This window comes from Ferrovibrio sp. MS7 (assembly GCF_038404985.1).
Lineage (GTDB): Bacteria > Pseudomonadota > Alphaproteobacteria > Ferrovibrionales > Ferrovibrionaceae > Ferrovibrio > Ferrovibrio plantarum.
Genome location: NZ_JBBKBA010000003.1, coordinates 228466 through 254839, shown reverse-complemented (window position 1 = coordinate 254839; position 26374 = coordinate 228466). Strand labels below are relative to the sequence as shown.

Below are 26374 nucleotides of genomic sequence, written 5' to 3'. Positions count from 1 at the left end.
GGTTGCCTCAGTTCTCGGGCAGGGGCGGCAGGGGGCGCCGGGCGATCTTTGCCGCTTCCGCCTGCGGCATGCCAAGGCCACTGAGTACCAGGGTGACGACGCTGGAGGCATAAGCCAGGCTGTTGCGGGTCTGCTGTTGCAACAGCCGGCGCATGCCCATCAGCACGGTGGTAAAGATGAAGTCCAGCGCCAGCGGTGCCGGGATTTGCGCAAAGCGCCCCTGGCGCTGGCCAAGCTGGAAATCTGCCTGCACATAACCGCGCACGTTGGCGGCGAAGTCGGACGTTTCGGCGGCCAGATGTACGATCAGGCCGGCCAGCACAGGTTCATGCACGGCGAGCCGCATATAATGCCTGGCGCCAATGGCAACGCGCTCGGCGCCATCTTCGACACCAGCATGGGCCTGGGCGATGCGCTGGCTCAGCGCCACCGCTGATTCGACCGCGACGGCCTGGGCGATTTCCTCTTTGGTCTGGAAATAATTGTAGAAAGTGCCATTGGCGAGACCGGCTTCTGCGGCGATTTCCTGAATCGAGGCACCCTGTAAGCCCTTGACCGAAAAGACGATTCTCGCGGCCTGGACAAGCTGTGCACGAGTCCGTTGCCGCTTGCCAGGTTTTTCGCTATTAGTTGAGACAAGTCTCATAAATGAGATTAACCTCAATTATATGCAACGAAGGCATGACGATGATGACGGGTCTGAGCTTAGGCTATCTGGTGTTCGAGGTCAGCAATCCTGACCGCTGGTCGCGTTTCTCCACCACGATTTTGGGATTGATGCCGGCAGAAGCGGGCTGTGGTGGCGAGATGCTGGCTTTCCGCTGCGACGATGCCGCCTACCGGCTGCTGCTACGCCAGGGAGGGCGCGATGATCTTGCCGCGCTTGGCTGGTCCGCCGCGACGCCGGCCGCATTCGAGGCCGTGCTGGAGCGGCTGCAGGGGATGCAGGTGGCGATAGAGGAACAGCCCGTGCTGGCTGCGAAACGGAACGTTGTGCGGATGATCACGTTCCGTGATCCCGATGGCACACTGAACGAAGTGGTGGAAGGGTTGCCAGAGGCAAGCACGCCCTTTGCCTCTGCGGCCATGCCCGGGGGCTTCAATGCCGGCATGCTTGGTATCGGCCATGCGGTGCTGGCCAGCCATGATCCGGCCCGGCTTGAGGTATTCTACGCGGCGGCGCTCGGCATGGGCGTTACCGAACGCTTGCGCACCAAGGTCGGGCCGATTCCGGTGCAGGGCAGCTTCCTGCATGCCAACAGCCGGCATCATTCCCTGGCGGTGATGTCGGTACCCAGCCGCAAGCGGCTCAATCATTTCATGCTGGAGGCGCGGCGGCTGGCGGATGTCGGTGTTGCCTATGATCGCGCGCGCCAGGCCGGTGTGCCGATCATGTTGGAAATCGGCCAGCATCCTGAGCCGGATAGCACCTGCTCCTTCTACGGCGAGACACCGTCCGGCTTTGATTTCGAGATCGGCGCCGGTACACAGGTGATCGTGCCGGAGGGCTGGGAGACGCATCGCCAGACCATTGCCAGCCGCTGGGGGCATCACCCGACTTTACGGGCGAAGCTGCGGGCATTGAGCGCCATGCTGCTGCGACCGTTCAATGATCCGCTGAAGCAGGCGGCCTAGAGCGCAGCCGGCAGGGCGACGCCGAATTTTTCGGCCCACGGCACCAGGCTCGGCAGGATTTCCGGATGCAGGCGGATGCCAGCCTGCATCTGCTCGGCCTTCAGCTTCAGGCCGCGCTCGCCGGGCAGGCGCACCGGCGGATTGCCCGGCTTCACCGGCGCGGTGCGGCAGGCCTCGGCGATGAAGCTGGTTTCGCGCAGGAAAGCTTCTCGGCCACCGAAGGCTTCCGGGTCGATGATCTGCAGGAACACGTTGGCGCCCCAATGCGCCGGTTTGTCGGCATGGCCATAGCCGCCGAGACCGCTGGTCAGCGCCTCGACCATCAGGCCGAGCGCATAGCCCTTGTGGCCCAGATCCATGCCGCCGAGCGGCAGGATGGCGCCGGGCGGCTTTGTGAAGAAAGCGGCCGGATCGTCGGTGGCATTGCCCTGGTTGTCGACCAGCCATTGCCCACCGAGGCGGCGCTCGCCGCCATCCGCCTGGTTCAGGCGATGCAGCCGCGAGGTCATGCCGTTCGACGTCGTGGAGGCGCTGATATCCATCACCACCGGCAGCCCGTCGGTGGGCCAGCCGGCGGCAATCGGATTGGGCGTGAAGCGGCCGGCCAGCGCGCCATGCGGCGCCACCGAATTGCCGAACGGGTCGGAGGAGGCCAGCAGCAGCATCATGCCTTCGGCGGCGGCAAGCGGCGGATAGACCGCGAGGCAGCCGATATGATGCGAGCGGCGGATCACGATGGTACAGGTGCCATGCACCCGGGCACGCTTGACGCCTTCGCGGATCGCCTCGCGCAGCAGCCACAGGCCGGGCAGATAGTCGCCATTCCAGGTCAGCGCCGCCGGGCGGTCGGCCAGCACAATCGGCTGGCCGCTGGTCTTCATATTGCCTTTCTCGATTTCGCCGAGATAGCCGCCGAGCAGTTGCAGGCCATGGGTGGAATGGCCCATGCGGTCGCCATCGAGCAGCAATTCGGCGACGCAGGTAGCCTTGTCGGCTTCCATCCCGGCTTTCAGCAGCAGGGTTTGAGCGAAACCGAGCAGGGTGGCATCGGCGAAACGCGGCGCGGAATCCGGCGCGTGGCCGCGCCGGTCATGCTCGCGATCTAAAGGCGTACCACTCACAGGGTGATGGTCTCGACCTTGGCGGTGACACCAAGCTGCGCGTAGAGCTGATGCAGCAGGATGTCGATCTGGCGGCTGTTGCGCTTGTCCAGCCAGGCATAGCCGTCATAGCCCTTGGTAGGGCCATCCGAGACATGGATGATGCGGCCATAGCCTTGCGCGCAGGCGGCGCCCAGCGCGATGACGTCTTCCCAGGCCTCGGCCGGGGTAGTGCCCCAATGCCAGCGCATCCAGTCGGCCAGCCACGGGAACACGCCATGCTCGAACAGCTTCGGCGTGCCGGTGAGGGCGTTCTTATGCTCGGCGATCAGGCGCTTGCGGATCGTGGTCTGCAGCGGCAGCGGCATGTCGTACAGCGTCTGGAAGCCGTAGGAACGCACCAGCAGCGGCGTCGGGTCGGCAACCGGGCTGAGCTTGCTCTCGGCGGCCAGCTTCTTGACCAGCGCCGAGGTGTCGATATGCGGCGCAGCGGAAATCGCGATGCTCATGGCTTGACCCTCCGCAGGAAGCCGTAGGGATTGAGGGTCATGATGTAGCGCTCGGCAAAGCGCATGTCGGCCTCGAAGGACTTGTTCTGCGCCAGGAAGGCATGCGCCGCCGCCTTGGGGCCTTCATTCGGCACCGGGTGGTAGCCCATCACGTCGTTGAGCGAGTCCTCGAACACATAGTAGCCGCCCACCGGCACCAGCGGGTGATAGAGCAGCGCCTCGTTCAGCACGTGGGTCTTCTCGTGGTCGGAATCGGCGATGATCAGCACCTTCTTGCCGTGGCAGCGGCGGAAGATTTCCTCGCGCGTCTTTTCGGCGGTGGAGGAGCCTTCGATATAGGAGATGCGCTTGTTGCGGATCTCCTTCACCTTCGAGAGCGTGATATCGACGCCGATCACTTCGCCATGGCCGACGAGATCGAGGATCGAGGCGTAGAAATGGCTGGCGCCGCCGAACATGACGCCGAATTCCAGCACGATGTCCGGCTTGGTCTCCCAGATCAGCTCTTGATAGATCCAGCAATCCATCGGCGTCTTGATCAGGTCATGGCCGAGCCAGCGCTGCTGCAGATCGGAGGCGCCGTAGCGATAGCCCTGATGGATATAGTAGTAGTGGTAGTAGAGGTAATCCTTCAGCGTCATATCCAGCAGCCGCTCGAAATTCGAGTGGTCGCCATACAGCTTGTTGATGGCGTGGATATGCGGGTTGGAATAGAGCAGCTTGGGATGGACGTTGTTGGCCTCGCAGAACGCCTTGCGCTGCTCGGCATCGTCGACTGCGTTGTTGGTGACAAGGTGGCGCATGTATTTCTGCGCGATGTCCTTGTCGAGGGCGGGGCCCGGCGCGGGCAATGGCATGTGTCGTCCTCGTCGTTGACTATTGAATCTGCGCAGCCAGAGCGCGAATCGTCGCGTCCAGCGTAGAGTGCGGTTCCGCGCTTGTATAGCGGGACCGATAGGCCAGAGGGGCTGGTTTCGGGCCTTTGGTAGGGCCCAGTACAGGACTGGGGCGCTCCACCCGGCCTTGGCCTGGACGGAGCAGGGCGATGCAGCGCGCGGCGAAAGCGAAAACCGTCATGTCATCTGGCCCGATGGCATTCTGCACCCGGCAGCGGCCGGGCTCCAGGGGGCTGGCCAGGAAGGCCGCGGCCTCGGCGGCGATGGCGTCGGCGGAAACGAAATTGCGCCGTTGCTCGCCATCGCTTTTCAGCACGATCTTGCCGGTTTGCAGCAACTCGCGCGGGAAGGAGAAGGGGATCAGCGACCAGCGCTTGAAGCGGGCGAGGTCCGGCAGCAGGCCATAGACGGCGCAGGGCCGCAGGATCAGCACGTCCAAGCCGCGCTGCAGGGCGGCGCGGCGGCAGAGCTGCTCGGAAGCGAAATGCGCCAGGGCGTAATCGCCGAGCGGGTTCACCGGCCGTACCTCGGTAATGTCGCCTTCCAGCGGGCCATAGACGTGGGCGGTGGAGACATAGACCAGCCGCTTGATGCCGGCTTTGGCGGCGGCCTCCAGCAAGCCTTGAGTGAGGCGGGTGGCACGGATCCAGGCGGAGGCCGGATCGGCGGCGAATTCCTCATCCGTCACGCCGGCGGCATGCACCAGGATGTCGCCCTTGAGGTCAGCGGCGGCGATGCTGGCGGCATCATTCAGGTCGAGATCGGCGCGGGTCGGGCAGGTGGCCCAGGGCAGCTTTTTCAGCATGGCGCTGCCGATCAGGCCGTAAGCGCCGAGGATCTGCACTGTCATGGCGGTTACTCGTCGCGCCAGCGGATGAAGCGTGCCGGCGCACCGGCCATCACGGCATAGGGCTCCACCTTGCCCTGCACCACGGAGCCGGCGGCGATCACCGCGCCCTTGCCGATATGGGCGCCATCGAGAATGGTGCAGTTGGCGCCGAGCCAGACATCGTCCTCGATCACCACGCCGCCCTTGGACGGCAGGAAACCCTGGTGCCGGATCGGGATGTCGCGGCGGCCATAGGCATGGTTGGTCGGCACGATCATGCAGCCCGGCGCCACCAGCACGTAATTGCCGAAGGTAATCCCGTTGCCGGAATACAGGCAGCTATGCGGGTTGATGTAGCAATGCTCGCCGATGATTACATCACCACTGCCGCCGACCGGGCGGATAACGACGAAATCATAGATATGGGTATGGGCACCAATGACGATGCGGCTGCCGCGCGAAGAGGGGATGATGCGCGCATCCGGGCTGATCTGCGCCGTCGGGTCGATCTGCAATGCTTCGCTCATGCCCAGGCCTCCTGGATCGGTTCCAGTTCCGCGAGCAACGGCTGCAGCTTATCACGGTCCGACATGATCGGCTCGCTGACCGGCCAGGCAATGCCGACCTGGGGGTCGTTCCAGCGCAGGCCGCCTTCCAGGGTAGGCGTGTAGACGCTGTCGACCTTGTAGGTGACCACGGAATCATCGGTGAGCGTGCAATAGCCATGGGCGAAGCCGCGCGGGATCAGCACCATGTTGTGCTTCGCCGCATCGAGTTCCACGCAATCCCATTGCCCATAGGTCGGCGAGCCAGCGCGCAGGTCCACGAACACATCCAGCACTACGCCCTGGGTGGCGCGGATCAGCTTGGTCTCGGCTGCCGGCGGGCGCTGGAAATGCAGGCCGCGCACGGTGTGGCGCTTCTCGGTGCGGGCCTCGTTTTCCTGCAGCCAGGCGCGGTCGATGCCGGCCTCGGCGAAAATCTGCTTGTCGTACATGCGCATGAAATAGCCGCGATGGTCGCCGCGGGGGCTGAGCGTGATTTCATGCACGCCGGGCAGCTTGCGCTTCTCGATCTTCATAGGCCACGCACCTTGTCGGCATAGGCCGCGATCTGGGCGGTGGTGAAGGCGGCCATGTCCTGCCCGTCATTGGCGGCGCGGTACCAGGCGATGCTCTGTTCCAGGGCTTCTTCCAGGCTCCAGGCATTGGCCCAGTTGAGCCGCTCGGCGGCCTTGGCGGAATTGAGCATCAGCAGGCCGGCTTCGGGAATGCCGTCGCCGCCGGTATTGGCCCAGGCTGCATTGTTGCCCCAGGCTTTCACCAGGATTTCGACGACGCGGCGTACCGGCGCGGCGCTGGCCTGGGCCGGGCCAAGGTTCCAGGCGCCGTGGAATTCCTTCGGCTGCTTGCTCAAGGCTTCAGTGAGCAGCAGCAGGCCGCGCGCCGCTTCCAGCACATGCTGCCAGGGGCGCACGGCATCGGGGCGACGGATTTCCAGCACGCGGCCCTGGCCGAAAGCGCGCACGGCATCGGGCACCAGGCGGTCGGCAGCCCAGTCGCCACCGCCGATGATGTTGCCGGCGCGGATCGTGGCGAGCCCGGCATCGTCCTTCATGTAGCGGTTGGCATAGGCTTCCGCGACCAGCTCGCTGGCGCTCTTGGATGCCGAGTAGGGCTCGTCGCCGCCCAATTCGTCGCTTTCCAGGTAGGCCTGGCCGGTCTCGCGGTTGCGATACACCTTGTCGGTGGTGAAGACGATGGTGGTGCGCAGGCGTGAGCAGCCGCGCGCCGCTTCCAGCGCATGCACCGTGCCCATCACATTGGTGGCGAAACTGTCGACCGGGTTCTTGTAGGCTTCGCGCACGATCGGCTGGGCGGCGAGATGCAGCAGGATTTCCGGATCAGCGGCGCGCATGGCGCGCTCCAGATGCGCCGCATCGCGTACATCGCCCTCGATGGATTTCAGGCGGGTATGCAGCGCCACATGGCCGGAGAAATGCGGGTTGCTTGGCGGCGGCAGGGCGAAGCCAGTGACCTCGGCGCCGAGCAGGCTGAGCCAATAGCCAGTCCAGCCGCCGACAAAGCCACTATGGCCGGTGAGGAAAACGCGTTTGCCGCGCCAGAAACTCGGATCGGGCAGCGGTGCCACGGCGACGCGTCCTTCTTACGAACGCAGCCAGGGCGCGCGGCCGCTCTGCCACATCTCGTTCAGCATCTGCATTTCGCGGTAGGTGTCCATGCACTGCCAGAAGCCGTCATGGTGATAGGCTGCGAGCTGCTTGGCCTGGGTCAGCGGCGGCAGGATATCGGTTTCCAGCACCATCTTCGGATTATCGGAAGCGCGCTCGAAGACCTGGCGCTCGAACACGAAGAAGCCGCCATTGATCCAGCCGGCGCCAACCTGGGGCTTCTCCTGGAAGCTGTGCACGGTGCCGTCCTGGATGTCGATCTCGCCATAGCGCGAGGAGGGATGCACGGCGGTGACAGTGGCCTCCAGGCCGCGCTGCTCATGCAGCGCATGCAGCGCCGCGATATCCACATTGGCGACGCCATCGCCATAGGTGGCGAAGAAGCGCTGGCCGCGCACATGACGGATGGCGCGCTTGATGCGGCCGCCGGTCTGGGTCTCGGCGCCGGTCTCGGCCAGCACCACGCGCCAGTCATCCACGTTGGGCTGGCTCAGCAATTCGATGTTGTTGTCGGCCAGCGACACCGCCACATCGGCGTTGCGCATGCGGTAATTGAGGAAATAGTCGCGGATCGCGTCGCCCTTGTAGCCGAGGCAGAGCACGAAGTTGCGCACGCCGTAGGAGGCGTAATGCCGCATGATGTGCCAGACGATAGGGCGGCCGCCGATTTCCACCATCGGCTTCGGCTTGAACTCGGTCTCCTCGCGCAGGCGGGTGCCAAGACCACCGCAGAGGATGACGCATTCCATATTGTTCAAACTGGCCATGGCTTCTCCCGCCGAGTCCGCAGACTCGCCCCTTTCTGGCAAATAGTAACCAGAGATTGCCTGGGAATGGTTGCTCAAATGTTAAGGGCCGCCGGTTGCCCGGCGGCCCCTGAACAAGCCCGGCGGGAGGGTATCAGCCCAGCGCCGCCTCCACCGCCCGCTTGGCGATCACGCCGACCAGATGGGCGCGGTATTCTGCCGAGGCATGGATGTCGTTGTTCATCCGCTTCGGATCGGTCTTGATGCCCTTGAGCGCGTCACCTGAGAAGGACTTGGCGAGCGCTGCCTCCATCTCCTTGTGGCGGAACACACCGGGGCCGGCGCCGTTGATGGCAACGCGGATGCCGGACGCGGTTTCGGCCACGAAGGCACCGACCATCACATAGCGCGAGGCCGGGTTGGGGAACTTCACATAGCCGGCCCGCTTCGGCACGGGGAAGGCGATCTTGGTGATGATCTCGCCTTCCGCCAGCGCCGTCTCGAACAGGCCGGTGAAGAAGTCGTCGGCGGCAATCGTGCGCTTGTTGGTGTGCACGGTGGCGCCGAGGCCGAGCACGGCGGCCGGATAATCCGCCGCCGGGTCGTTATTGGCGACCGAGCCGCCAAGCGTGCCCATGTTGCGCACCTGCGGGTCGCCGATGCCGCCGGCGAGGTGGCTGAGGGCCGGGATGGCCTTCTTGACCTCGGCGGAGGCAGCGACGGCGGCATGCTTGGTGCCGGCGCCGATCACCACAGCGCCGCCTTCCACCTTGATGCCCGACAATTCGGCGATACCGCCGAGGTCGACCAGATCGGAGGGTTGGGCGAGGCGCTGCTTCAGGGTCGGCAGCAGGGTCTGGCCGCCGGCCAGCAGCTTGCCGTCGCTGGCCTTGGCCAGCAGGGCAGAGGCATCGGCGAGCGAGGCGGGGCGATGATAGTTGAACGAATACATAGGCTGGTTCTCCCTTACTCGGCTGCCATGGCGGGCTTCGTCGCCTGGATGGTCTGCCAGACCTTCAGCGGCGTTGCCGGCATGGTGATGGCTTCGGTGCCAAGCGCATCGGTGATGGCATTCATCAGCGCGGCGGGCGCGGCGATGGCGCCGGCTTCGCCGCAACCCTTCACGCCCAGCGGATTATGCGGGCAGGGGGTATGGGTCATGCTCACGTTGAAGCTCGGCAGGTCGTCGGCACGCGGCATGGTGTAGTCGAGGAACGAGCCGGTCAGCAACTGGCCGGTTTCGGTATCGTAGACCACCCCTTCCAGCAGCGCCTGGCCGACGCCTTGCGCGATGCCGCCATGCACCTGGCCTTCGACGATCATCGGGTTGATGACATTGCCGAAGTCGTCCACCGCCACCCAGTTGGCGATCTTGGTAACGCCGGTATCGGCGTCGATCTCCACCTCAGCGATATGGCAGCCAGACGGGAAGGTGAAGTTCGCCGGATCGTAGAAGGCGGTTTCCTCGAAGCCCGGTTCGAGATCGGCCGGGTAGTTGTGCGGCACATAGGCGGTGAAGGCCACCGCTGCCATCGGCACCGTCTTGTCGGTGCCGGCGACCGAGAAGGTGCCGCGTTCGTAGACCACGTCGTTGACGCTGGCCTCCATCAGATGCGCGGCGATCTTCTTGCCTTTCTCGATCAGCTTGTCCGCCGCCTTGGAGATGGCGGAGCCGCCGACCGCGAGCGAGCGCGAGCCATAGGTGCCCATGCCCATCGGGATCTGCGCGGTGTCGCCATGCACCACCTCGATCTGATCCATTGGCACGCCGAGCTTGTCGGAGACCAACTGGGCGAAGGTGGTTTCATGGCCCTGGCCATGGCTGTGGCTGCCGGTATAGACGCAGACCGAGCCGGTGGGGTTGAAGCGGATCTTGGCCGACTCCCAGAGGCCGACGCCGGCGCCGAGCGAACCCACCACCGCCGAGGGCGCGATGCCGCAGGCCTCGATGTAGCAGGAGATACCGATGCCGCGCAGCTTGCCCTGCTTCGCCGACGCCGCCTTGCGCGCCTTGAAGCCGGCATAGTCGATGGCCTTCATCGCCTCGTTCAGCGTCAGTTCATACTGGCCGCTGTCGTAAACGCAGGCCACCGGCGTCTGATACGGGAAGGCATCCGGCTTGATGAAGTTGCGGCGGCGGATTTCCGCCGGGTCCAGCTTCATCTCGCGCGCCGCTGCTTCCACGATGCGCTCCACCACATAGGTGGCTTCCGGGCGGCCGGCGCCGCGATAGGCGTCCACCGGCGCGGTGTTGGTGAACACCGCCTTCACCTCGGCATAGATCGCCGGCGTGGTGTACTGGCCGGCCAGCAGCAGGGCGTAGAGATAGGTCGGCACGGCGGAAGCGAAGGTGGAGAGATAGGCGCCCATATTGGCGAGCGTATCCACCTTGAGGCCGAGGAACTTGCCATCCTTGTCCATCGCCAGTTCGGCGATGGTGAAATGGTCGCGGCCATGGGCGTCGGTGAGGAAAGCCTCACTGCGGTCGGAGGTCCATTTCACCGGCCGGCGCAGCTTGCGCGCCGCCCAGAAGGCCACGGTCTCTTCCGGATAGTTGAAGATCTTCGAGCCGAAGCCGCCACCGACATCGGGGGCCACCACACGCACCTTGTGCTCGGGCAGGCCGAACACGAAGGCGCAGAGGATCAGCCGCAGCACATGCGGGTTCTGGCTGGTGACATAGACCGTGGTGGTATCGGTGCCGCGATCATATTCGGCAACCGCCGAGCGCGGCTCCATCGGGTTCGGCGAGAGGCGGTTATTCACCAGCTCGACCTTGGTGATATGGGCCGCCTTGGCGAAGGCCGCAGCGGTGGCAGCCTTGTCGCCGAAATCCCAGTCGTAGCAGAGATTGCCGGGCGCATCGGCATGCACCTGCGGTGCGCCGGGCTTCAGCGCGGCGCGCAGGTCGATGGCGGGGGCGAGGACATCATACTCGACCTCGATGGCTTCCGCCGCATCGCGCGCCTGGGCGCGCGTCTCGGCGATCACCACCGCTACCTGATCACCGACATGGCGCACATATTCCACCGCGATGGAATCATGGCGCGGCGCCTTGTGCGGCTGGCCATCCTTGCCCTTCACGGTCCAGCCGCAGATCAGGCCGCCAACCTTGTCGGCAGCCATGTCCTGGCCAGTATAGATCGCCACCACGCCGGGCATGGCGCTGGCGGTTTTGGTGTTGATGGATTTGATCTTGGCGAAAGCATGCGGCGAGCGCAGGAAATGCGCGTGGGCCTGACCGGGGCGGTTGATGTCGTCGGTGTAGTTACCCTGGCCGGTGATGAAGCGGTAATCCTCCTTGCGGCGGACGGAGGTGCCGATAACAGCCTGGTTGGTCATGACTTCACCCCTTCATTGCAGCAGCGCCGGCCTGAACGGCCTTGACGATGTTGTGATAGCCGGTGCAACGGCAGATGTTGCCTTCCAGCTCATGGCGAATCTGTTCTTCGGTGGGGGAGGGATTGCGCTGCACCAGATCGACGGCAGACATGATCATGCCGGGGGTGCAGAAGCCGCATTGCAGTGCGTGATTGTCGCGGAAGGCTTCCTGCATCGGATGCAGCGTCTCGCCATTGGCAAGGCCTTCGATGGTGGTGACCTTGGCGCCATTGGCCTGCGCCGCCAGGATGGTGCAGGACTTCACGCTGCGGCCATCCACATGCACCACGCAAGCGCCGCACTGGCTGGTGTCGCAGCCGACATGGGTACCGGTGAGTTCCAGGGTTTCGCGCAGGAACTGAACCAGGAGCGTGCGCGGCTCCACCTCGCGCGTCACGGCTTTGCCGTTGACGGTCATGGACACATTGGTCATTCGATTTCCTCCCGGTGGGGCCTAAAAGGGTACTGGACTCTTAGATGCTGCTGTCGTGTCGCAAGTGTGGGCGCAACGCCGCGCGGGCGTCAAGTTGCAATGCCGTTAATGCTGCAATCGTCATGCGGCGATGCTGCACAGAAAAATGTGATGTTGCAGCGCGTCAGAATTTCAGCACCAGCGCGGTGATGAAGCCGACGAGCACGATCAGGCCGCCGATCCACGCCCAGGCCGGCAGACCGCTGCCTTCCGGCTCCGGCTGCTGGTCGGCGATTTCCGGCGCGACCAGCGGCTTGGTGGCTGCTGCGGCCTCGGCAGCCGGCGCTGCCGCTGCGGCAGGCCCAGGCATGCTTGCGGCGGCGGGATTGCCGGCGGCGACCAGGGTGTTGAAGCTGGAGAAGAAGTCATCCGCCATCTTGGCGGCGGTGGCATCGATCAGGCGGGCACCGATCTGCGCCAGCTTGCCGCCGACCTGGGCATTCACTGCATAGGCGAGGCGGGTGCCGCCATCGGCATCGGAAAGCGATACTTTGGCGCTGCCCTTGCCGAAACCGGCGGCAACGCCGCCCTGGGCTTCGCCGGAAATCGTGTAGCCGTTCGGCGGATCAATATCGGAGAGCGCAACCTTGCCCTTGAACTTCGCTTTCACCGGGCCGAGCTTCACCGTGACGGCAGCCTCGAAGCTGGTATCGGAGGTTTTTTCCAGGGTGTCGCAGCCGGGAATGCACTGTTTCAGGATGGCGGGATCGTTGAGCGCCTCCCAGACCGCCGCGCGCGGTGCCGGGATGAGCTGTTCGCCGGTCATTTCCATGGCGTTTCCTCCGAAAACTGCGACAGTTCTGATTCACCTGCCGTTAAGATTAGCTCTATACTATGCGCACAACTAGGTTCAGGACAATTTTAGCCACTCTGGCGTCCCACCTGCTTTAGGAGCGGGCGTCAGGCCACTACCTGAACCTGCAGAGGAGGGCCGCCATGGTTCCGGCGACACGATCCGGCATTGATGTCAGCTTCTGGCTGCTTGAGCGGGCAGCCTCGGAGCGCATTGCCATGTCGCTGCCCAAGCTGCGCTGGCTGCTCTATCTGGCGCAGGCGCATTACGCCATTGCCCGCGAGGGTGCCAAGCTGATGCCTGCGACTTTCGTCGTAGCCGAGGATGGTCCGCTGGAACCGACGCTGGACCTGGTCTTCGTTGCCGGTTTGGAAAATCCGTGGTCGCCAAGTTTCAGCGAGGGCGCCGAGGCTTTCCTCGAAGGCTTCTGGAAGCGCTTCGGCGCATTGCCGGGTGTGGCGCTGCATAAGCTGGTGCTGGGCGATCCGTCCTGGAAGCGGGCGCATGAGAATGGTCCCGGCACTGAAATCTACGTCGAGCAGCATCGCGGCAGCGGACGCGGCACCTCTGCTGGTGCCGGCGCGGTGAAGCAGATCACCGGTCGCACCGCGGCGCAGCGCTCTGCCGACCTGCCGCCCTTCGAGGACGAGGTTAAAGCCAAGATTGAGCAGTATTCCCGCGCTCCTGCGGCGGGCAAGCTGGTGCGTGGCGGCAATGGCCCGGCGGCAACGCCCGGTGCTGCGCCCGCCACTACCGGCAAGGCCGGGGCTCCGCGCACCGCCTCGGTGGGCGAGAGCGTGGCGCATCTGCGCGCCGCCCCGCCCGACAGTCAGGAAATCCGCTTCACCGCCGATGGCCGCTCGGTCACCCGCTGGCGCCCGAAGCGCCGCGTCGATGGCCCGACGATGTGAACGGCGTTAACCGTTCCCGGCTTCCGCATATCCCTGCATTACCCCCGGCATCTCCCTGGATATCTATCTGGGCGTCGCTCCGTCTGCGTATATTTGCGGCACGGAAATTGGCTTTGCCCGCTTCGCCTTAAGCGCGATTCTGGATTTGCAGCGGCTAGAAATGGTGTTAGGCTTTTCGGGTTACTGTGGCTTTTAAAGGAATAAGACAGTGGAGCATGGGGGCTTTGGCGTGGACGGCGGTGAACTGATTGAGATTTCCGGCAAGGTAAAGTGGTTCAATGCCGTTAAGGGCTTCGGTTTCGTGAGCCCGATAGATGATTCCGGCGACATCTTTCTGCATCTCTCCTGCCTGCGGCAGGCAGGATACGAGACGCTCGATGAGGGTGTGACGCTGGTGCTCGAAGTCGTACGCCGCCCCAAGGGCATGCAGGCCGTACGCATCCTTTCCGTCGATACCAGCACGGCGGCGCCCTCGGGTGCCGGTGGCGGTGGCGGCGGTGATCGCGGCCCGCGCCGTGGACCGCGCGAAGACCGCGGTTTTGGTGGCGGTTTTGATCGTGGCGATCGTGGTGGCTTTGGCGGCGGTTTCGACCGTGGCGACCGTGGCGGTTTCGGCGGCCGTGGTGATCGCGGCGACCGTGGCGGCTTCGGCGGTGGCGGTGGTTTCGGCGGCGGTGATCGCGGCGCGCCGCGCTTTCCCAGCGTGGTTGCCACCGGTGAATTCTTCGAGGCCAAGGTGAAGTGGTTCAATGCCGTGAAGGGTTATGGCTTCGTGTCTCGCGGGGATGGCGGCCAGGACATCTTCGTGCACATGGAAGTGCTGCGCCGCGAGGGCATCAACGAATTGCAGCCCGGCCAGTCGGTGCGGGTGCGCGTCGGCCAGGGCCCGAAGGGGCCGCAGGTGGCCGAGATCCGCATGAGCTGAGCGCCTGTAAGGGCGGTATGCTCTGAACACGCTAATGTGAAAAGCGCCGGGTTCCGCCCGGCGCTTTTTCTTTGTGCAGGGGATGCCCGCAACCTGATCCGGGTAAGCGGTTTGGCGTCAGCCGCGCCGCTTCGGTGGCGGCAACTGCACGCGGTCCAGGTCGGGATTGTTGGGATAGCCGTTTAATACCAGGATCACATCCACCGTCTCGCCATCATCGGCAAGTGGAAAGTAGACGCGTTCGGAATCCATGAACTCGCGGTCGCGGAACGGCATCGGGAAGCGGTCGTAAAAGGCCTTGGCGGTATCGACCACGAAATTCATGTTGCTCAGCACGCGTTCGAGATAAGCCGGCGCCGAGGCATCCTGCACGGTGACGCCGGTGAAGTTATGTCCGATGGCCTCGACATGGCGGCTGCCCATCAGGCGGTAGCGGAATTCGCGCTCGCTGCCAGATCCGCTGCCTGAGCGGTGTACATCGACCAGCACGATGAACGGCAGCAGCGCGCGCAGGTCCAGCGGATCAAGCTGGCGCCGCGAGGGAAGTTTCCCCGCCGGCGCCAAACTCTCCAAGTAATCGCGCATCCAGGCAAACCGCGGATGCAGCGATTCAAACGGGACGAGTTGCTCTTTCTCCTTGGGTACCAAGTGGTATTCCCCCAGGTGTTGCTCCGTGCAGAGATTAGGACTCAACCTCCCGCTGCGTCACCTGGAATCTCGCTTTCTATTGCATTGGAAAGCGATTTATCGTCTTTTACGATTATTTCCCCATGCTTTTGGTTGAGTAAGTGCCATTGCCCTATCTGAAAAATACTTTAAACGCAGCAATCAGGGCAGTTCCACCGCGTAGGATGCAACCGGCAAAGCCTGCTTGATCATGCCCTGTTTCACCAGGTAGTCGGCGAAGCGGGCGTAGCGGCGCGTATCCAGTGCGCGCGGGCTTTGGGCGAAACGCGGGATCGTGTCGCGCCAGGCACGGCGGTTGAGTTCGTCATTCAGGGTTTTGTTGTTCTTGATGAAATGCTGCCAGCTCTTTTCCGGGTTGTTGTGGATATAGGCGGTGGCTTCCTCCAGCGCGTCGAGCAGGCGCGACAGGCGCGCGTCCTTCAACTTGTCGGCATGGGCCACCAGGATCAGTTCGTCATAGAGCGGCACGCCGTGATCTTCGGGATAGAAGGCGCGGCCGGGCTTGCCGGCAATGTCCATCTGGTTGAGTTCGAAATTGCGGAAGGCGCCGATCACGCCATCGACCTGGCCGGCGAAGATCGCCGGCGAGAGCGAGAAATTCACATTCACCAGCGTCACGTCGCTGAGCTTGACGCCATAGCCCTCCAGCATGGTCTTGAGCAGCGCATCCTCGAAGCCGCCGACGGAATAGCCGATCTTCTTGCCCTTGAGATCGGCGAGCGATTTCACCGGGCCGCTGCCGAGTACAACAAGGCTGTTCAGCGGTGTTGCCACCACGGTTCCGATGCGGCGCAGCGGCAGGCCCTGGCCGACCTGCACATGCAGTTGCGGCTGATACGAGATCGCGGCATCAGCCTTGCCGGCAGCAACCAGCTTGGGCGGATCGTTGGGATCGGCCGGCGCAATCAGATCGACCTGCAATTCATGGCGGTCGAAGAAGCCGGCTTCCTTGGCGACCACGAAGGGCGCGTGGTCGGGATTGACGAACCAGTCCAGCAGCAGGGTGAATTTGTCATGGGCGTGTGCCGGCGCCGTGGCGAGAAGGCCGAGGCCGAACAGAGTGGTAATCAGAGTTTTGCGCATGATCAGGATTCCTCGGTGCTGCGAAGGGAAAGATGGCTGTCGGCCTGCCAGGGCAGCAGGCGGCGGCTGAGATAATCGACGATGGCGTAGAGCAATACGGCGCAGAGCGCGAGCGCGAACAAGGCGGCGAACATCACGTCGATCTGCACCCGCGCATTGGCCTGCAGCATGACATAGCCCAAGCCAGCGGAGGCGCCGACCCATTCGCCGATCACGGCGCCGATCGGTGCCACGGCGGCCGCAACCTTGAGGCCGCTGAACAGGCTGGGCAACGCCGCCATCAGGCGGATCTCGCTCAACACGCGCAGGCGGTGCTGGCGCGCATCGGCGGTCATCACCCGGGCCAGGTCGAGCAGGCCGGGATCGGTGCGGCGCAAGCCATCGTAGAGCGTCACGGCGACGGGGAAGAAGATGATCAGCAGGGCCATGGCGACCTTCGAAGCCAGGCCATAGCCGAACCACAGCACCAGCAAAGGCGCCAGCGCGAAGACCGGCACGGCCTGACTGGCTACCAGCAGCGGCAGCAGCCAGCGCCGCGCGCGGGTTGAAAGCAGCAAGGCCAATGCCGCCGAGGCACCAAGCAGCGCGCCGAGCAGCAGCCCGATCAGCATTTCCGCCACCGTGACGGCGGCATTGCGCGCCAGCATCTCGATATGCAGCACGAAGGCCTGCGCCACGGCGCTGGGCGGCGGCAGCAGGTAGCTCGGAATGGCGAAACCGCGCACGACGGCTTCCCATACAGCCAGCAGCCCGGCGAGCGTAAGCAGCGGCCTCATGCGGCCTCCGCCAGCAAAGTGGCCTGGATGGCGCGGAGCGCTGCTACATGCTCGGGCGCCAGCACGTCGCGCGGGCGGGCGCCGCTCGGCTCGGCGGCCAGCGTCAAGGTCGCCGGCGTGCCGGCCATGATGTAGACATGGTCGGCAAGGCTAAGCGCTTCGGCCGGATCATGGGTGACGAAGATGACGCAGCGCTCGGCCAGCAATTCGGCGCTGAGCTGATGCAGCTTGCGCTTGTTGACGAGGTCGAGCGCGGCGAAGGGTTCGTCCATCAGCACCAGCGGGCGGTCTTCCATCAGCGTGCGGGCCAAAGCCGCGCGCTGGCGCATGCCGCCGGAAAGCGTGGCGGGCAGGGAGTTTTCCCGGCCACTCAAGCCGACCTGACCGAGCAGCGCACAGGCGCGTTCAGTATCGGGTGTCTCGCCGCGCAGGCGGGCGCCGAGGCAGAGATTGTCCACCAGTGGCAGCCAGGGCAGCAGCAGGTCGGTCTGCGCCATCCAGGCGATGCAGCCGCGCAGGTCCGGCGTTACGCGCGCCTGAGGCAACAGGCCGGCCAGGGCGCGCAGCATGGTGCTCTTGCCAATGCCGCTCTGGCCCAGCACGGCGATCCAGCGCCCCGGTGCCAGATCAAGCGCAAAAGGCGCCAGCACCGCCTGGGAGCCAAAGGCCAGGGCGGAATCGGAATGGACGGAAGTGGGTAAGGTATCGTGCCGCACGCCGCTGAATCCCTTGCGCCGGCATTACCCGGATCAGGTTCGAGGGGTCGTCCGCTTGCGCGAACCTCTCAGCCGACCATCGGCTCCCCCTCAGGGCTTGGGCCTAAGTATAGCCGACGCGCCCCTCTAGGCAACCGATGCCGGCTCGCTACATTAAGGGGGTGAGCCAGCCCCTGTTCATCGGCAACGAGATCTACCGCCATTCCAGCCTGGGTGGAAAACACCCGCTGTCGATCCCGCGCGTCTCGACGGTGATGGATCTGTGCCGCACGCTCGGCTGGGTGGAGGCGGCGAATTATGCCGAAAGCCGCCCGGCGACGCCGGAGGAACTGACGCGCTACCACGCGCCGGATTACGTCGCCGCCGTGCAGCGCGCCGAGCGGGTGCTGGCGATCCCGGAGGATGAGTCGGTCCGTTATAATCTCGGGCGCGGCGGCAATCCGATCTACGGCACCATGTTCCGCCGTCCGGCCACCGGCGTCGGCGCCAGCCTGATGGCGGCACGGCGCCTGTTGCAGCAACCCGGCATCATCTACAGCCCTGGCGGCGGCACCCATCATGGCCGCCGCGCGCAGGCTTCCGGCTTCTGCTATTTCAACGATGCCGTGGTGGCGATCCTGGCCTTGCTCGATGGTGGCCTTGAACGGGTGGCCTATGTCGATCTCGACGTGCATCACGGCGATGGCGTGGAAGAAGCCTTCCGCGACGATCCGCGCGTGCTGTTCATCTCGGTGCACGAGGCCGGGCGCTGGCCGCGTTCCGGCGCCGCCGAGGACCATGGCCTTGGCAACCTGTTCAATTTCCCGGTGCCGCCAGGCATGAACGACACCGAGATGGCGCATCTGGTGGCCGAGGCGATTGTGCCGCTGGTCGCCGGGTTCCGGCCCGATGCCCTGCTGATCCAGTGCGGCGCCGATGCCCTGGCCGAGGATCCCCTGGGCAAGCAGCAGCTTTCCAACCGGGCTTTGTGGCAGGCAGTGGCGGCGCTCAAGGGCCTGGCGCCCCGGCTGTTGGTCACGGGGGGCGGCGGCTATAATCCCTGGTCGGTGGCGCGTTGCTGGAGCGGCATCTGGGCCGGCTTGAGCGGCCAGGAAATACCTGACCGGCTGCCGGCGGCGGCGGAAAGCCTGCTGCGCAGTTTGAGTTGGAACCATTCGACCGGACGTAATCCGCCGGATAGCTGGTTCACCACGCTGGCGGATGCACCACGCCCGGGCGGGCTACGGGACGAGGTGAGGGCGCTCGCCGCCCAGGCTAAAAGTGTCGGGGCTAAAAGCATCGGTATATGAGGGGATTATGCTGCGTCGTTGTTTTCTTGCTTTAACTCTTGTGTTGGCCCTGCTGAGTGGCCAGGCAGGCCAGGGTGACGCCTGGGCGCAGCCGCAAACCGGCCTGCCGGTCTCTGATTTGGTGATCAACACGGCGGCCGGGCCGAAGAAATTCCGTGTTGAGCTGGCGAACACCGATGCCAGCCGCAGCCGGGGCATGATGTTCCGCACCCAGATGGCGCCCGATGCTGGCATGCTGTTCGACTTCTTCACCGAGCAGCCGGCCTCCTTCTGGATGCGCAACACCCTGATTCCGCTCGACATGATCTTCATCAAGGCCGATGGCACGATCCTCAATATCCACCAGCGCGCCATCCCCCATGACGAGACCAGCATCAACTCCGCCGGCCCGGTGCGGGCGGTGCTGGAAGTGAATGGCGGCACCGCCTCGCGCCTCGGCATCAAGCCGGGCGACAAGGTCGACCATGCCATTTTCGGCCGGAAGCCCTGAGCTTAAAGCCCTGGCCGGAAAGGCTAGTCCGAGGCCCGGGCGGCATGCTAATAACCGGCGCGATTGCGGGGTGTAGCTCAGCCTGGTAGAGCGCCTGCTTTGGGAGCAGGAAGCCGGAGGTTCAAATCCTCTCGCCCCGACCAGCCATACCGGGCATATTTGCCTGAATCGACAAGAGGTTCGCCATGCTTGCGCGCATCTATCAGCCGGCCAAGACGGCCATGCAGTCCGGTCGTGCCAAGACCAAGCAGTGGGTGCTGGAATATGATGCTGCCGGCAACCGCTTCGTCGAGCCGCTGATGGGCTGGACCGGCTCCACCACCACGCTCGGCCAGTTGGTGCTGAAATTCGACAGCAAGGAATTGGCGATTGCCTATGCCGAGAAGCGCGGCATCGCCTTTGAAGTGGAAGAGCCGCACGAAAGAATCCTGGCGCGCCGCGCCTATGCCGATAACTACGCCTACAACCGCGTGCGCTGATTTTTAAGGGCGCGCGGGCTAGACTGATTCCGGGTGCCCTTAGCTCAGTTGGATAGAGCAGCCGCCTTCTAAGCGGCAGGTCGGTGGTTCGAATCCACCAGGGCACGCCAACCTCGAGCTTCCCCCTGCCGCCATGAACGCCATTCCCCCGAGCCTGACCCTGGTGCGCGAGGTGAAAGCCCCGCCGCCGCTGGTCTATGCCGCCTGGACACGGCCGGAAATGCTGGTGCAATGGTGGGGGCCGCATCACACAAGCTGCGTCGAGGCCGAGGCCGACCTGCGCGTTGGCGGACGCTTCCGCACCGTGATCGAGGAACCGGGCGTCGGGCGGCACGAGGTTTCAGGCCGCTACAGCGAGATCGTACCGGAAAAGAAGCTGGTGTTTTCCTGGGCCTGGGCCAGCACACCGGACCGCATCTCGCGGGTTTCGGTCAGTTTCCGCGCCACTGAGGTCGGCACGGAAATCACACTCAAGCATGACCAGTTCGCTGATGCCGAGGCGGCCACACGCCACACCCGCGGCTGGACGGAATCGCTCGAGCGCCTGGTGGCGATCTACGCCTGAAGCGCCCGAGCGGGACCGTTAGCTCAGCCTTCCGTTTTCTCCAGGCCGGCCAGCAGGTGGTAGAGGATGATGCAGCCGAAGGTGGCTGTACCAATGCCGCCGAGCGAGAAGCCGCCGATTTTCAGCGCCAGGTCGCCGGCACCCGCCACCAGCGCGACGCCGACGGTGATCAGGTTGCGGCTGGACGAGAAGTCCACCTTGTTCTCCACCCAGATGCGCCCAGCCGTGGCGGCTATCAGGCCGAACACCACCAAAGCCAGGCCACCCAGCACCGGGCCGGGAATGGTGCCGATCACGGCGCCGAATTTGGGCGAGAAGCCGAGCAGCAGCGCGAAGCCCGCCGCTACCACGAACAAGGCGGTAGAGAAATTCTTGGTCACCGCCATCACGCCCATGTTTTCCGCATAGGTGGTCATGCCGGTGCCGCCGCCCGCGCCGGAAAGCATCGTGGCGATGCCGTCGCCGAGGAAGGCGCGACCGAGCAGGGGATCGAGGTTGCGGCCGGTCATCACGCCGATGGCCTTCACATGGCCGAGATTTTCCGCCACCAGGATCACCGCCACCGGTGCGATCAGGGCGATGGCGCTGCCCTGGAACACGGGTGCTGTGAAATTCGGCAGGCCGAGCCAGGCGGCGTTGGCGATGGCCGAGAAATCCACCGGCTTGGCCATGCCGAGGCCATTGGCGCAGAGCACATAGAACAGGTAGGCGATCAGGCCGCCGAGCAGGATCGGCAGGCGGCGCAGGCTGGCCGGTGCTGCCACGGCGACAAGGCCGACCGCGACCACGGTGAGCAGGCCGATCCACATGTCGAATTGCGAGGCCGAGACGCCTTTCACGGCAATCGGCGCCAGGTTGAGGCCGATGATGGCGACGATGGCGCCAGTGACCACCGGCGGCATCAGCTTCTCGATCCAGGCATGGCCCACCGCCATGACGATGGCGCCGATGATGGCATAGAGCGCGCCGCAGGCGATGATGCCGCCAAGCGCCACGGCGATATTGGCGTTGGGGCCGCTGCCCGCATAGCCGGTGGCGGCGATCACCACGGCGATGAAGGAGAAACTGGAGCCGAGATAGCTCGGCAGCTTGCCGCCGGTAACGACGAAGAAGATCAGCGTCGAGACGCCGGAAAACAGGATCGAGACATTGGGATCGAAGCCCATGATGATCGGTGCCAGCGCCGTGGCGCCGAACATCGCCACCACATGCTGCAGGCCGGCCACCACTGTCTGCCCCCAGGGCAGGCGCTCATCCGGCGCAATAACGCCGCCATTCTTTTCCGTCCAGTTGGTCATGACCATGGCATCCCCCATCGGTGCGAAGCCGCCGGCCGCCCCGACTCGGAACGGCGATTCGCGGCAATTGCACCGATTAGCCCATGCCCCGGGCCGCCATGCAACCGGGCTGTAACATCCGGCTGCGCGTCAGGGGATATATTGGCGGGGATCAGCAGCGGTGGTATTTGCCGTTTCTTAAGCTTGTTGCGAAAGGATTGGGACATTCGGCGTCCGGGCGGTTTTCCGGCCCCAGATCGGGGTGTCTTGGTTAACAGCGAAGATTGCGCGGGCGCGGAAATGCACTAAAATCGCGTAAAGGATGCAGCGTTGCGGAGGTCCCGGAGAAGCCGGGGCTGGGCGCTGGCGGCCCTGGGGGTAGAAGAACTCGAAATGAATCCGATGGAAGTGGAAAGGATGCTGGCCCGCCACCGAGAGTGGCTTGGCAAGCGTCCGCGCGGCGTTCGGCTCAATCTCTCGCTCGCCGACCTGCAAGGCTATGACTTTTCCGGTGCCGACCTGCGCGCCGCCAAGCTCTCCGGCTCCAATCTCTCGCGTGCCATCCTCAGCGACGTGAACCTGTCCGAAGCCGATCTGTTTGCCGCCAATCTCGAGCGCGCCGATCTTTCGCGCGCCGATCTCTCGAAAGCCGATTTGCGCGGCGCCTCGATGCGTGGCGCGCAGCTTGCCGGCGCGCGGCTGCTTGGCGTCGATTTCCGCGGTGGTGCCCTGATGCAGGCCTCTGAGTCCGGTGTCGGCTTCGGTGCGCCCACGGCGGAAGGCAAGAAGCCGAAGGCCAACACCCAGGGCGCCGATCTGTCGGAAGCCAACCTGCGTGGTTCGAATTTGACGGGCTCGAATATGGTCGGCGTCAATCTTTCCGGCGCCAACCTGACCAAGGCCAATCTCTCTAAGGTGAATCTGCGCAAGGCCAATCTGGCCGGCGCGAACCTGAACGGCGCTTCCCTGCGCGGTGCCGATTTGTCGCTGGCGCTGATCGAGGGCGCGAATTTCGAAGGCGCCGACCTCAAGGGCGCGGTGCTTGAAGACGTCGACATGGATACGGCGAATTTCAAGGATGCCGAGATGTTCGTCGATGTGGCGAGCTTCGGCAATTCCGTCGCCACCATGCTGCAGGACCATGAACGCTGGATCAAAAGCGATGGTGCCGAAGGCACGCGCGCCGATCTTGCCGGCCTGGCGATGGAGCGCATCGACCTGTCCGGCAAGGATCTCTCCGGCGCCAACATGAAGGGTGCGAAGCTGGCCGGTGCCAAGCTGCAGAATGCCACGCTGGTGATGACCGATCTTTCGGAAGCCGATCTTACCGGCGCCAACCTGATCGGCGCGCTGATGAACGGCGTCAATCTCTCGCGCGCCATCCTGCACAAGACCGTGCTGCATCGTGCCACGCTCGGCCAGGTGCCGCTGCGTGGTCCCGATGGCAAGCCGATCGGTCGCTTCTGGTCGGCCAGCCTTGCTGCCGTCGATGCCACGGAAGCGGATTTCTCCGAAGCGGTGTTGAAGGGGGCCAACCTGATCGACGCGCGATTGGTGCGGGCGCGTCTGCGCAATGCCAATCTCACCGATGCCAAGATGGTGAATGCCGATCTCACCGACGCCGACACCACCGGCGCGCTGCTGCCGCCGATGGATTGAGTTCATCCGGCGTGAGATCCCCGGCTCAAGGCTGGGGATGACGCATTCAATCAGTATCTCATCTCGTCACCCGCGGGCTTGACCCGCGGGTCTCAGGCATTATGGGCGAGCGCCGCTCACTCCATCCGCACCATGACATGCTTGGCATAGGCCGGGCGCTGGCTCAGCCGTTCGTGCCAGGCTTCCAGATGCGGCAGCGAAGGCCGTGTGATCGGGAAGTTCAACCAGCGTTGCACGAAGCAGCCGACCGGGATGTCGCCCATGCTGAAGGCATCGCCGGCAACATAAGCGCGGTCGGCGAGGTGGGCATCCAGCCGTGCCCAGTATTGTGCTGCCTGCGCTTCGGCCTGCTGCATCGCTTCCGGCACCGCATGGGCGGGATCGCGAATGAAACCCCAGAACAGCACCCGCAGCGGCTCGCCGATGATGGTGAGGGCCCAGTCCATCCAGCGGTCGGCCTCGCTGCGCTGGCCGGGCAGGGCGGGCCATAACGTGCCGGCGCCGTAGCGGGCGGCGAGGTAGCGCGTGATGCTGTTGCTTTCCCAGATCGTCACCGGCGCACCACCGGGCGTTTCCGGATCATCCTGGATCGAAGGCACCAGGCGGTTGGGGTTGAGCGCGCCATAAGCGGCGCCATCGGTGCCGCCGAACTTGCCGCCGACCACGATATGCTCGTAGGCCAGGCCCAGTTCATCGGCGGCCCACAGCACTTTCTGCACATTCACCGAACTCGGGCGGCCCCAGATCCTGAGCATGTGCGATCAACTCTGCATGTCGCGCACGCGCTCCATGCGCATGCGGCCGGCATGGTCGATCTGGTCCTTGAAGGCCGGCGGTGCCATGGAGAGCAGCTTGTGATTCAGGTTGCGGGTGAGCTGCCATTCCTTCTTCGGATCGTTCTTGGCCAGCAGCGCCTTGGACGTCAGGTTGGAATGGATGCGGTCCCACAAGGTCTCGACGCAGAGCGGCAGGCGGTTCTGCGCCAGCATGGCATTCACCGCCGCCAGCAACGGATCGGCCTGCGGCGTGGCCGGGATTTCCAGCTTGCCGGCAGAAAGCTCGGCCAGGGCTGTGAGCGCATCGGAGAGATTGGCGCGGTGGCCCAGCAGGTCCTGCACCAGGGTGGAAGAGTCGAGGCAGGAAGCGGCGATCTCGTCCAGCAGCACATCGTTTTCGGCATGCGTGCGCTGCGCCATCAGCTTCAGCACCCAGTCCAGCTTGGCGGCATAGCTCGGCAACTGGATCAGCACCTTCGAGACCTGGAAGAAGATGTAGAAGCGGGCATCGCCGGGCTGCTGGTAGCGGCCATTCATGCGTTCGATCAGGGTGTCGAAGTTGCCGGTCTCCAGGCTCGGCATATTCTTCTCGGCCAGCGCATTGCGGGTATGGCTGATCAGCTTGTCGAACAGGGCTTCCAGCTTCTTGCTGCGCTCGGCCTGGCTGGGCAGGCCCGGCTGGGTCTGGGAACCGGCCAGGATATAGATGCCGGCACGCAGGAAGTTGCTCTGGTCGGCCAGCTTGCGCTGCTGCTGCGGCGAATGCAGCAGCTCCACGGCGGTGCAGTTCTGCTTGTCCAGGAACTCGCGAAACACCGCGCCGAAGCCGCGGCAGGCCTCGCGCGTGGTGAAGGCATAGACCGTGTCGCAGATCGGAAAAACGCCCTTGTAGGGCCGCGTCTGCATCACCTTCGGCCGCACGGTGGCGGTCTTGCTGTAGATCTCGGTCTGGGTATTGGATTTGTCGGAGGTGCGGATCACCTTCACCGCCGAGAAGTCGCCGACATTGAGCAGGGCGTTGGCCTGGGCGATGGCATTCTTTTCCAGGATCTCGGCCGCGGCCTTGCCGGTGCCGGGTTCGCCTTCCAGGCGTTTGTCGAGGCGCCAGCGGCCATCGATCATGACGTAGATTTCGTAGTCGTAGACCCGCGCGCCAAAGCCGAACATCTCTACCCCCGTCACAAAGCCCCGTTACAAAGCGTTGAAATCTGTATCGCGCCCTCTGCGCGCTTTGGCAAGGGTCTCTATAAATTACGGCAGGAAAACGAGGAAACGGCCCGGTCCTGGTGGCTCAGGATTTGGGCTCTTTGAGCGCCGCCGCACCGCCGGGTTCGGCATCGTTGAGCTTGCGCTGGGCGACCTGGAGCTGCTTGGAGAAGCGTTCGAAAGCCTGCGCCACGGAGAGGGCGAATTGGCGCTGCTGTGGCTCAGGCATGTCCAGTGCAGCCTGGGCGAAACGGCGGGCATGCTCGCGGGCGATCTGCGCCACATCGCCATAGGCATCCGCGCGCACCTGCTCGAAGGTGGCGAGGATGGAATTCTTGGTGATGCTTTCCTCGACGGTCTTGAACGAGGCTTCCTTGACCATGCCGTCTTTCAGCAGATCGAAAACCAGGAAGGTCTCCTCGGAAATCTTGCTCAGGATGCGGTCAACACGCTCCAGGTCCCGGGGCGAGGGACCCGGGTCGGGAGCCGGCTGCTTGCCGGTCAGGCGCTTGGCAACATTTCGCCACATGCCGCGATCCTGGCCTTGGTCTGGTTTACATGGGTTTAATTTTACAGCGGCTTCATCCGGAAGAGCGCCATGATCTTCTGCTTCAATTGTGCCGGTGAAAACGGCTTGATGATATAGGCATCCACCTTGTTGGCCTGGGCGATGCGGACGAATTCCTCGTTGGCATTGCCGGTCAACATCAGGAACGGCATGTTCTCCCAGGTCTTGCGCACGTGCTTCAGCAGGTCCAGCCCGGTGACATTGGGCATGTTCCAGTCGGAGATGATCAGGTCGTACCTTGTGTCTTCGTGATTGAGCTGGTCGATGGCCGCCTGGCCATCCTTCACCACCACCAGCTTGGTAATACCAAGCTGCTTGAGCACGCTGGCGGCCAGACGCTGGGCGAAGGCATCATCCTCCACCAGCAGCACCTGCAGCCGTTCGAAACCCGCTACCTTGGTATCCTCAAGCATTC

Annotated in this window: 30 protein-coding genes, 2 tRNA genes and 1 riboswitch; of the genes, 10 read left to right on the top strand and 22 right to left on the bottom strand. The window is 64.3% G+C overall.

The window, feature by feature from the left end; all coding sequences use genetic code 11:
* Positions 1-7: 7 nt before the first annotated feature.
* On the bottom strand, positions 8-646 hold the full coding sequence (locus V6B08_RS19500; protein WP_341984072.1) for a TetR/AcrR family transcriptional regulator: 639 nt from the start codon (positions 644-646) through the stop codon (positions 8-10).
* A gap of 35 nt (positions 647-681) precedes the next feature.
* Between V6B08_RS19500 and V6B08_RS19495 the strand changes: the two genes are divergently transcribed.
* The gene (locus tag V6B08_RS19495; protein WP_341984070.1) at positions 682-1635 is read left to right on the top strand and encodes a VOC family protein; all 954 of its coding nucleotides are present in this window, start codon (positions 682-684) and stop codon (positions 1633-1635) included.
* Here the strand turns inward: V6B08_RS19495 and V6B08_RS19490 are convergent.
* The 12 genes from V6B08_RS19490 to V6B08_RS19435 all read right to left on the bottom strand — a co-directional run bounded on the left by V6B08_RS19490 (position 1632) and on the right by V6B08_RS19435 (position 12531).
* The gene (locus tag V6B08_RS19490) at positions 1632-2756 is read right to left on the bottom strand and encodes an Ldh family oxidoreductase (RefSeq protein WP_341984068.1); all 1125 of its coding nucleotides are present in this window, start codon (positions 2754-2756) and stop codon (positions 1632-1634) included. The two genes, V6B08_RS19495 and V6B08_RS19490, sit on opposite strands and share 4 nt — an antisense overlap.
* A complete protein-coding gene (locus tag V6B08_RS19485) occupies positions 2753-3244 on the bottom strand; it encodes a hypothetical protein (RefSeq protein WP_341984066.1) in 492 nt (163 codons plus the stop codon). The genes V6B08_RS19490 and V6B08_RS19485 overlap by 4 nt, the downstream gene beginning before the upstream one ends.
* A complete protein-coding gene (locus V6B08_RS19480; protein WP_341984064.1) occupies positions 3241-4101 on the bottom strand; it encodes a CmcI family methyltransferase in 861 nt (286 codons plus the stop codon). Before V6B08_RS19480 ends, V6B08_RS19485 begins: the two co-directional genes overlap by 4 nt.
* Positions 4102-4120: 19 nt before the next feature.
* Complete coding sequence (locus V6B08_RS19475; protein ID WP_341984062.1) at positions 4121-4990, bottom strand: NAD-dependent epimerase/dehydratase family protein; 870 nt, start codon at positions 4988-4990, stop codon at positions 4121-4123.
* A gap of 5 nt (positions 4991-4995) precedes the next feature.
* Positions 4996-5496, bottom strand: coding sequence for an acyltransferase (locus tag V6B08_RS19470; protein ID WP_341984059.1), 501 nt, complete (start codon positions 5494-5496; stop codon positions 4996-4998).
* Complete coding sequence (gene rfbC, locus V6B08_RS19465; protein ID WP_341984050.1) at positions 5493-6050, bottom strand: dTDP-4-dehydrorhamnose 3,5-epimerase; 558 nt, start codon at positions 6048-6050, stop codon at positions 5493-5495. The genes V6B08_RS19470 and rfbC overlap by 4 nt, the downstream gene beginning before the upstream one ends.
* On the bottom strand, positions 6047-7120 hold the full coding sequence (gene rfbG / locus V6B08_RS19460) for a CDP-glucose 4,6-dehydratase (RefSeq protein WP_341984048.1): 1074 nt from the start codon (positions 7118-7120) through the stop codon (positions 6047-6049). The genes rfbC and rfbG overlap by 4 nt, the downstream gene beginning before the upstream one ends.
* Positions 7121-7135: 15 nt before the next feature.
* Positions 7136-7927, bottom strand: a complete 792-nt coding sequence (gene rfbF, locus V6B08_RS19455; RefSeq protein WP_341984046.1) for a glucose-1-phosphate cytidylyltransferase — start codon at positions 7925-7927, stop codon at positions 7136-7138.
* Positions 7928-8060: 133 nt separating this feature from the next.
* Positions 8061-8858, bottom strand: a complete 798-nt coding sequence (locus V6B08_RS19450; RefSeq protein WP_341984043.1) for an FAD binding domain-containing protein — start codon at positions 8856-8858, stop codon at positions 8061-8063.
* A 14-nt stretch (positions 8859-8872) separates the two neighbouring features.
* A complete protein-coding gene (locus tag V6B08_RS19445) occupies positions 8873-11248 on the bottom strand; it encodes a xanthine dehydrogenase family protein molybdopterin-binding subunit (protein ID WP_341984039.1) in 2376 nt (791 codons plus the stop codon).
* Between the two features lie 4 nt (positions 11249-11252).
* Positions 11253-11720 carry a (2Fe-2S)-binding protein gene (locus V6B08_RS19440; RefSeq protein WP_341984037.1) on the bottom strand — a complete coding sequence of 156 codons (468 nt, stop codon included), beginning with the start codon at positions 11718-11720 and terminating at the stop codon, positions 11253-11255.
* A 163-nt stretch (positions 11721-11883) separates the two neighbouring features.
* Entirely contained in the window at positions 11884-12531 is a 648-nt protein-coding gene (locus tag V6B08_RS19435) for an SRPBCC family protein (RefSeq protein ID WP_341984035.1), read from the bottom strand.
* Positions 12532-12695: 164 nt separating this feature from the next.
* On the opposite strand from V6B08_RS19435, the gene V6B08_RS19430 reads away from it, so the two are divergent.
* Together V6B08_RS19430 and V6B08_RS19425 are read left to right on the top strand one after the other, a co-directional pair.
* Positions 12696-13463: a hypothetical protein gene (locus V6B08_RS19430; protein ID WP_341984032.1), complete on the top strand. Its 768-nt coding sequence runs from the start codon at positions 12696-12698 to the stop codon at positions 13461-13463.
* 229 nt (positions 13464-13692) lie between these two features.
* Positions 13693-14388, top strand: a complete 696-nt coding sequence (locus V6B08_RS19425) for a cold-shock protein (protein WP_341984030.1) — start codon at positions 13693-13695, stop codon at positions 14386-14388.
* Between the two features lie 117 nt (positions 14389-14505).
* Here the strand turns inward: V6B08_RS19425 and V6B08_RS19420 are convergent, their stop codons facing one another.
* From V6B08_RS19420 to V6B08_RS19405, 4 genes are all read right to left on the bottom strand, one after another.
* Positions 14506-14973, bottom strand: a complete 468-nt coding sequence (locus V6B08_RS19420) for a PAS domain-containing protein (RefSeq protein ID WP_341984027.1) — start codon at positions 14971-14973, stop codon at positions 14506-14508.
* Between the two features lie 243 nt (positions 14974-15216).
* The gene (locus V6B08_RS19415) at positions 15217-16158 is read right to left on the bottom strand and encodes an ABC transporter substrate-binding protein (RefSeq protein WP_341984025.1); all 942 of its coding nucleotides are present in this window, start codon (positions 16156-16158) and stop codon (positions 15217-15219) included.
* A 2-nt stretch (positions 16159-16160) separates the two neighbouring features.
* Complete coding sequence (locus V6B08_RS19410; protein ID WP_341984023.1) at positions 16161-16934, bottom strand: ABC transporter permease; 774 nt, start codon at positions 16932-16934, stop codon at positions 16161-16163.
* Positions 16931-17650: an ABC transporter ATP-binding protein gene (locus V6B08_RS19405; RefSeq protein WP_341984021.1), complete on the bottom strand. Its 720-nt coding sequence runs from the start codon at positions 17648-17650 to the stop codon at positions 16931-16933. The genes V6B08_RS19410 and V6B08_RS19405 overlap by 4 nt, the downstream gene beginning before the upstream one ends.
* Positions 17642-17750, bottom strand: a riboswitch (TPP riboswitch). It overlaps the preceding gene by 9 nt.
* Positions 17751-17811: 61 nt before the next feature.
* Here V6B08_RS19405 and V6B08_RS19400 point away from each other — a divergent pair.
* From V6B08_RS19400 to V6B08_RS19375, 6 genes are all read left to right on the top strand, one after another.
* Complete coding sequence (locus V6B08_RS19400; protein ID WP_341984020.1) at positions 17812-18939, top strand: acetoin utilization protein AcuC; 1128 nt, start codon at positions 17812-17814, stop codon at positions 18937-18939.
* A 7-nt stretch (positions 18940-18946) separates the two neighbouring features.
* Positions 18947-19429 carry a DUF192 domain-containing protein gene (locus V6B08_RS19395; RefSeq protein ID WP_341984018.1) on the top strand — a complete coding sequence of 161 codons (483 nt, stop codon included), beginning with the start codon at positions 18947-18949 and terminating at the stop codon, positions 19427-19429.
* Between the two features lie 66 nt (positions 19430-19495).
* A tRNA-Pro gene (locus tag V6B08_RS19390) sits at positions 19496-19572 on the top strand.
* Between the two features lie 42 nt (positions 19573-19614).
* Positions 19615-19908, top strand: a complete 294-nt coding sequence (locus tag V6B08_RS19385) for an ETC complex I subunit (protein WP_341984017.1) — start codon at positions 19615-19617, stop codon at positions 19906-19908.
* 33 nt (positions 19909-19941) lie between these two features.
* Positions 19942-20018 (top strand) — tRNA-Arg (locus V6B08_RS19380).
* Positions 20019-20041: 23 nt separating this feature from the next.
* Positions 20042-20473 carry an SRPBCC family protein gene (locus tag V6B08_RS19375; RefSeq protein ID WP_341984015.1) on the top strand — a complete coding sequence of 144 codons (432 nt, stop codon included), beginning with the start codon at positions 20042-20044 and terminating at the stop codon, positions 20471-20473.
* A 23-nt stretch (positions 20474-20496) separates the two neighbouring features.
* On the opposite strand, the gene V6B08_RS19370 is transcribed toward V6B08_RS19375, so the two are convergent.
* Positions 20497-21771 (bottom strand): solute carrier family 23 protein, encoded by a 1275-nt coding sequence (locus tag V6B08_RS19370; protein WP_341984012.1) that lies wholly within the window; start codon positions 21769-21771, stop codon positions 20497-20499.
* Between the two features lie 372 nt (positions 21772-22143).
* Here V6B08_RS19370 and V6B08_RS19365 point away from each other — a divergent pair, with 372 nt between their 5' ends.
* Positions 22144-23409 (top strand): pentapeptide repeat-containing protein, encoded by a 1266-nt coding sequence (locus V6B08_RS19365; RefSeq protein ID WP_341984010.1) that lies wholly within the window; start codon positions 22144-22146, stop codon positions 23407-23409.
* Positions 23410-23525: 116 nt separating this feature from the next.
* Here V6B08_RS19365 and V6B08_RS19360 read toward each other — a convergent pair whose 3' ends face one another.
* From V6B08_RS19360 to V6B08_RS19345, 4 genes are all read right to left on the bottom strand, one after another.
* Positions 23526-24164 carry a glutathione S-transferase family protein gene (locus V6B08_RS19360; protein WP_341984008.1) on the bottom strand — a complete coding sequence of 213 codons (639 nt, stop codon included), beginning with the start codon at positions 24162-24164 and terminating at the stop codon, positions 23526-23528.
* 6 nt (positions 24165-24170) lie between these two features.
* Positions 24171-25352, bottom strand: coding sequence for a hypothetical protein (locus V6B08_RS19355; protein WP_341984006.1), 1182 nt, complete (start codon positions 25350-25352; stop codon positions 24171-24173).
* Positions 25353-25476: 124 nt separating this feature from the next.
* On the bottom strand, positions 25477-25920 hold the full coding sequence (locus tag V6B08_RS19350; RefSeq protein ID WP_341984004.1) for a hypothetical protein: 444 nt from the start codon (positions 25918-25920) through the stop codon (positions 25477-25479).
* A 41-nt stretch (positions 25921-25961) separates the two neighbouring features.
* The gene (locus V6B08_RS19345; RefSeq protein WP_341984001.1) at positions 25962-26372 is read right to left on the bottom strand and encodes a response regulator; all 411 of its coding nucleotides are present in this window, start codon (positions 26370-26372) and stop codon (positions 25962-25964) included.
* Between the last annotated feature and the right edge of the window lie 2 nt (positions 26373-26374).

Excerpts from the sequence above, each read along its gene's own strand:
- V6B08_RS19385 (WP_341984017.1), top strand. The coding sequence starts at position 19,615 with ATGCTTGCGCGCATCTATCAGCCGGCCAAGACGGCCATGCAGTCCGGT.
- V6B08_RS19395 (WP_341984018.1), top strand. The coding sequence starts at position 18,947 with ATGCTGCGTCGTTGTTTTCTTGCTTTAACTCTTGTGTTGGCCCTGCTG.
- V6B08_RS19495 (WP_341984070.1), top strand. The coding sequence starts at position 682 with ATGACGATGATGACGGGTCTGAGCTTAGGCTATCTGGTGTTCGAGGTC.
- V6B08_RS19345 (WP_341984001.1), bottom strand. The coding sequence starts at position 26,372 with ATGCTTGAGGATACCAAGGTAGCGGGTTTCGAACGGCTGCAGGTGCTG.
- V6B08_RS19435 (WP_341984035.1), bottom strand. The coding sequence starts at position 12,531 with ATGGAAATGACCGGCGAACAGCTCATCCCGGCACCGCGCGCGGCGGTC.
- V6B08_RS19410 (WP_341984023.1), bottom strand. The coding sequence starts at position 16,934 with ATGAGGCCGCTGCTTACGCTCGCCGGGCTGCTGGCTGTATGGGAAGCC.
- V6B08_RS19450 (WP_341984043.1), bottom strand. The coding sequence starts at position 8,858 with ATGTATTCGTTCAACTATCATCGCCCCGCCTCGCTCGCCGATGCCTCT.
- V6B08_RS19365 (WP_341984010.1), top strand. The coding sequence starts at position 22,144 with ATGAATCCGATGGAAGTGGAAAGGATGCTGGCCCGCCACCGAGAGTGG.
- V6B08_RS19500 (WP_341984072.1), bottom strand. The coding sequence starts at position 646 with ATGAGACTTGTCTCAACTAATAGCGAAAAACCTGGCAAGCGGCAACGG.
- V6B08_RS19350 (WP_341984004.1), bottom strand. The coding sequence starts at position 25,920 with ATGTGGCGAAATGTTGCCAAGCGCCTGACCGGCAAGCAGCCGGCTCCC.
- rfbF (WP_341984046.1), bottom strand. The coding sequence starts at position 7,927 with ATGGCCAGTTTGAACAATATGGAATGCGTCATCCTCTGCGGTGGTCTT.
- V6B08_RS19440 (WP_341984037.1), bottom strand. The coding sequence starts at position 11,720 with ATGACCAATGTGTCCATGACCGTCAACGGCAAAGCCGTGACGCGCGAG.
- V6B08_RS19355 (WP_341984006.1), bottom strand. The coding sequence starts at position 25,352 with ATGTTCGGCTTTGGCGCGCGGGTCTACGACTACGAAATCTACGTCATG.
- V6B08_RS19370 (WP_341984012.1), bottom strand. The coding sequence starts at position 21,771 with ATGACCAACTGGACGGAAAAGAATGGCGGCGTTATTGCGCCGGATGAG.
- rfbC (WP_341984050.1), bottom strand. The coding sequence starts at position 6,050 with ATGAAGATCGAGAAGCGCAAGCTGCCCGGCGTGCATGAAATCACGCTC.
- V6B08_RS19360 (WP_341984008.1), bottom strand. The coding sequence starts at position 24,164 with ATGCTCAGGATCTGGGGCCGCCCGAGTTCGGTGAATGTGCAGAAAGTG.
- V6B08_RS19485 (WP_341984066.1), bottom strand. The coding sequence starts at position 3,244 with ATGAGCATCGCGATTTCCGCTGCGCCGCATATCGACACCTCGGCGCTG.
- V6B08_RS19420 (WP_341984027.1), bottom strand. The coding sequence starts at position 14,973 with ATGCGCGATTACTTGGAGAGTTTGGCGCCGGCGGGGAAACTTCCCTCG.
- V6B08_RS19480 (WP_341984064.1), bottom strand. The coding sequence starts at position 4,101 with ATGCCATTGCCCGCGCCGGGCCCCGCCCTCGACAAGGACATCGCGCAG.
- V6B08_RS19430 (WP_341984032.1), top strand. The coding sequence starts at position 12,696 with ATGGTTCCGGCGACACGATCCGGCATTGATGTCAGCTTCTGGCTGCTT.
- V6B08_RS19475 (WP_341984062.1), bottom strand. The coding sequence starts at position 4,990 with ATGACAGTGCAGATCCTCGGCGCTTACGGCCTGATCGGCAGCGCCATG.
- V6B08_RS19375 (WP_341984015.1), top strand. The coding sequence starts at position 20,042 with ATGAACGCCATTCCCCCGAGCCTGACCCTGGTGCGCGAGGTGAAAGCC.
- V6B08_RS19445 (WP_341984039.1), bottom strand. The coding sequence starts at position 11,248 with ATGACCAACCAGGCTGTTATCGGCACCTCCGTCCGCCGCAAGGAGGAT.
- V6B08_RS19470 (WP_341984059.1), bottom strand. The coding sequence starts at position 5,496 with ATGAGCGAAGCATTGCAGATCGACCCGACGGCGCAGATCAGCCCGGAT.
- V6B08_RS19415 (WP_341984025.1), bottom strand. The coding sequence starts at position 16,158 with ATGCGCAAAACTCTGATTACCACTCTGTTCGGCCTCGGCCTTCTCGCC.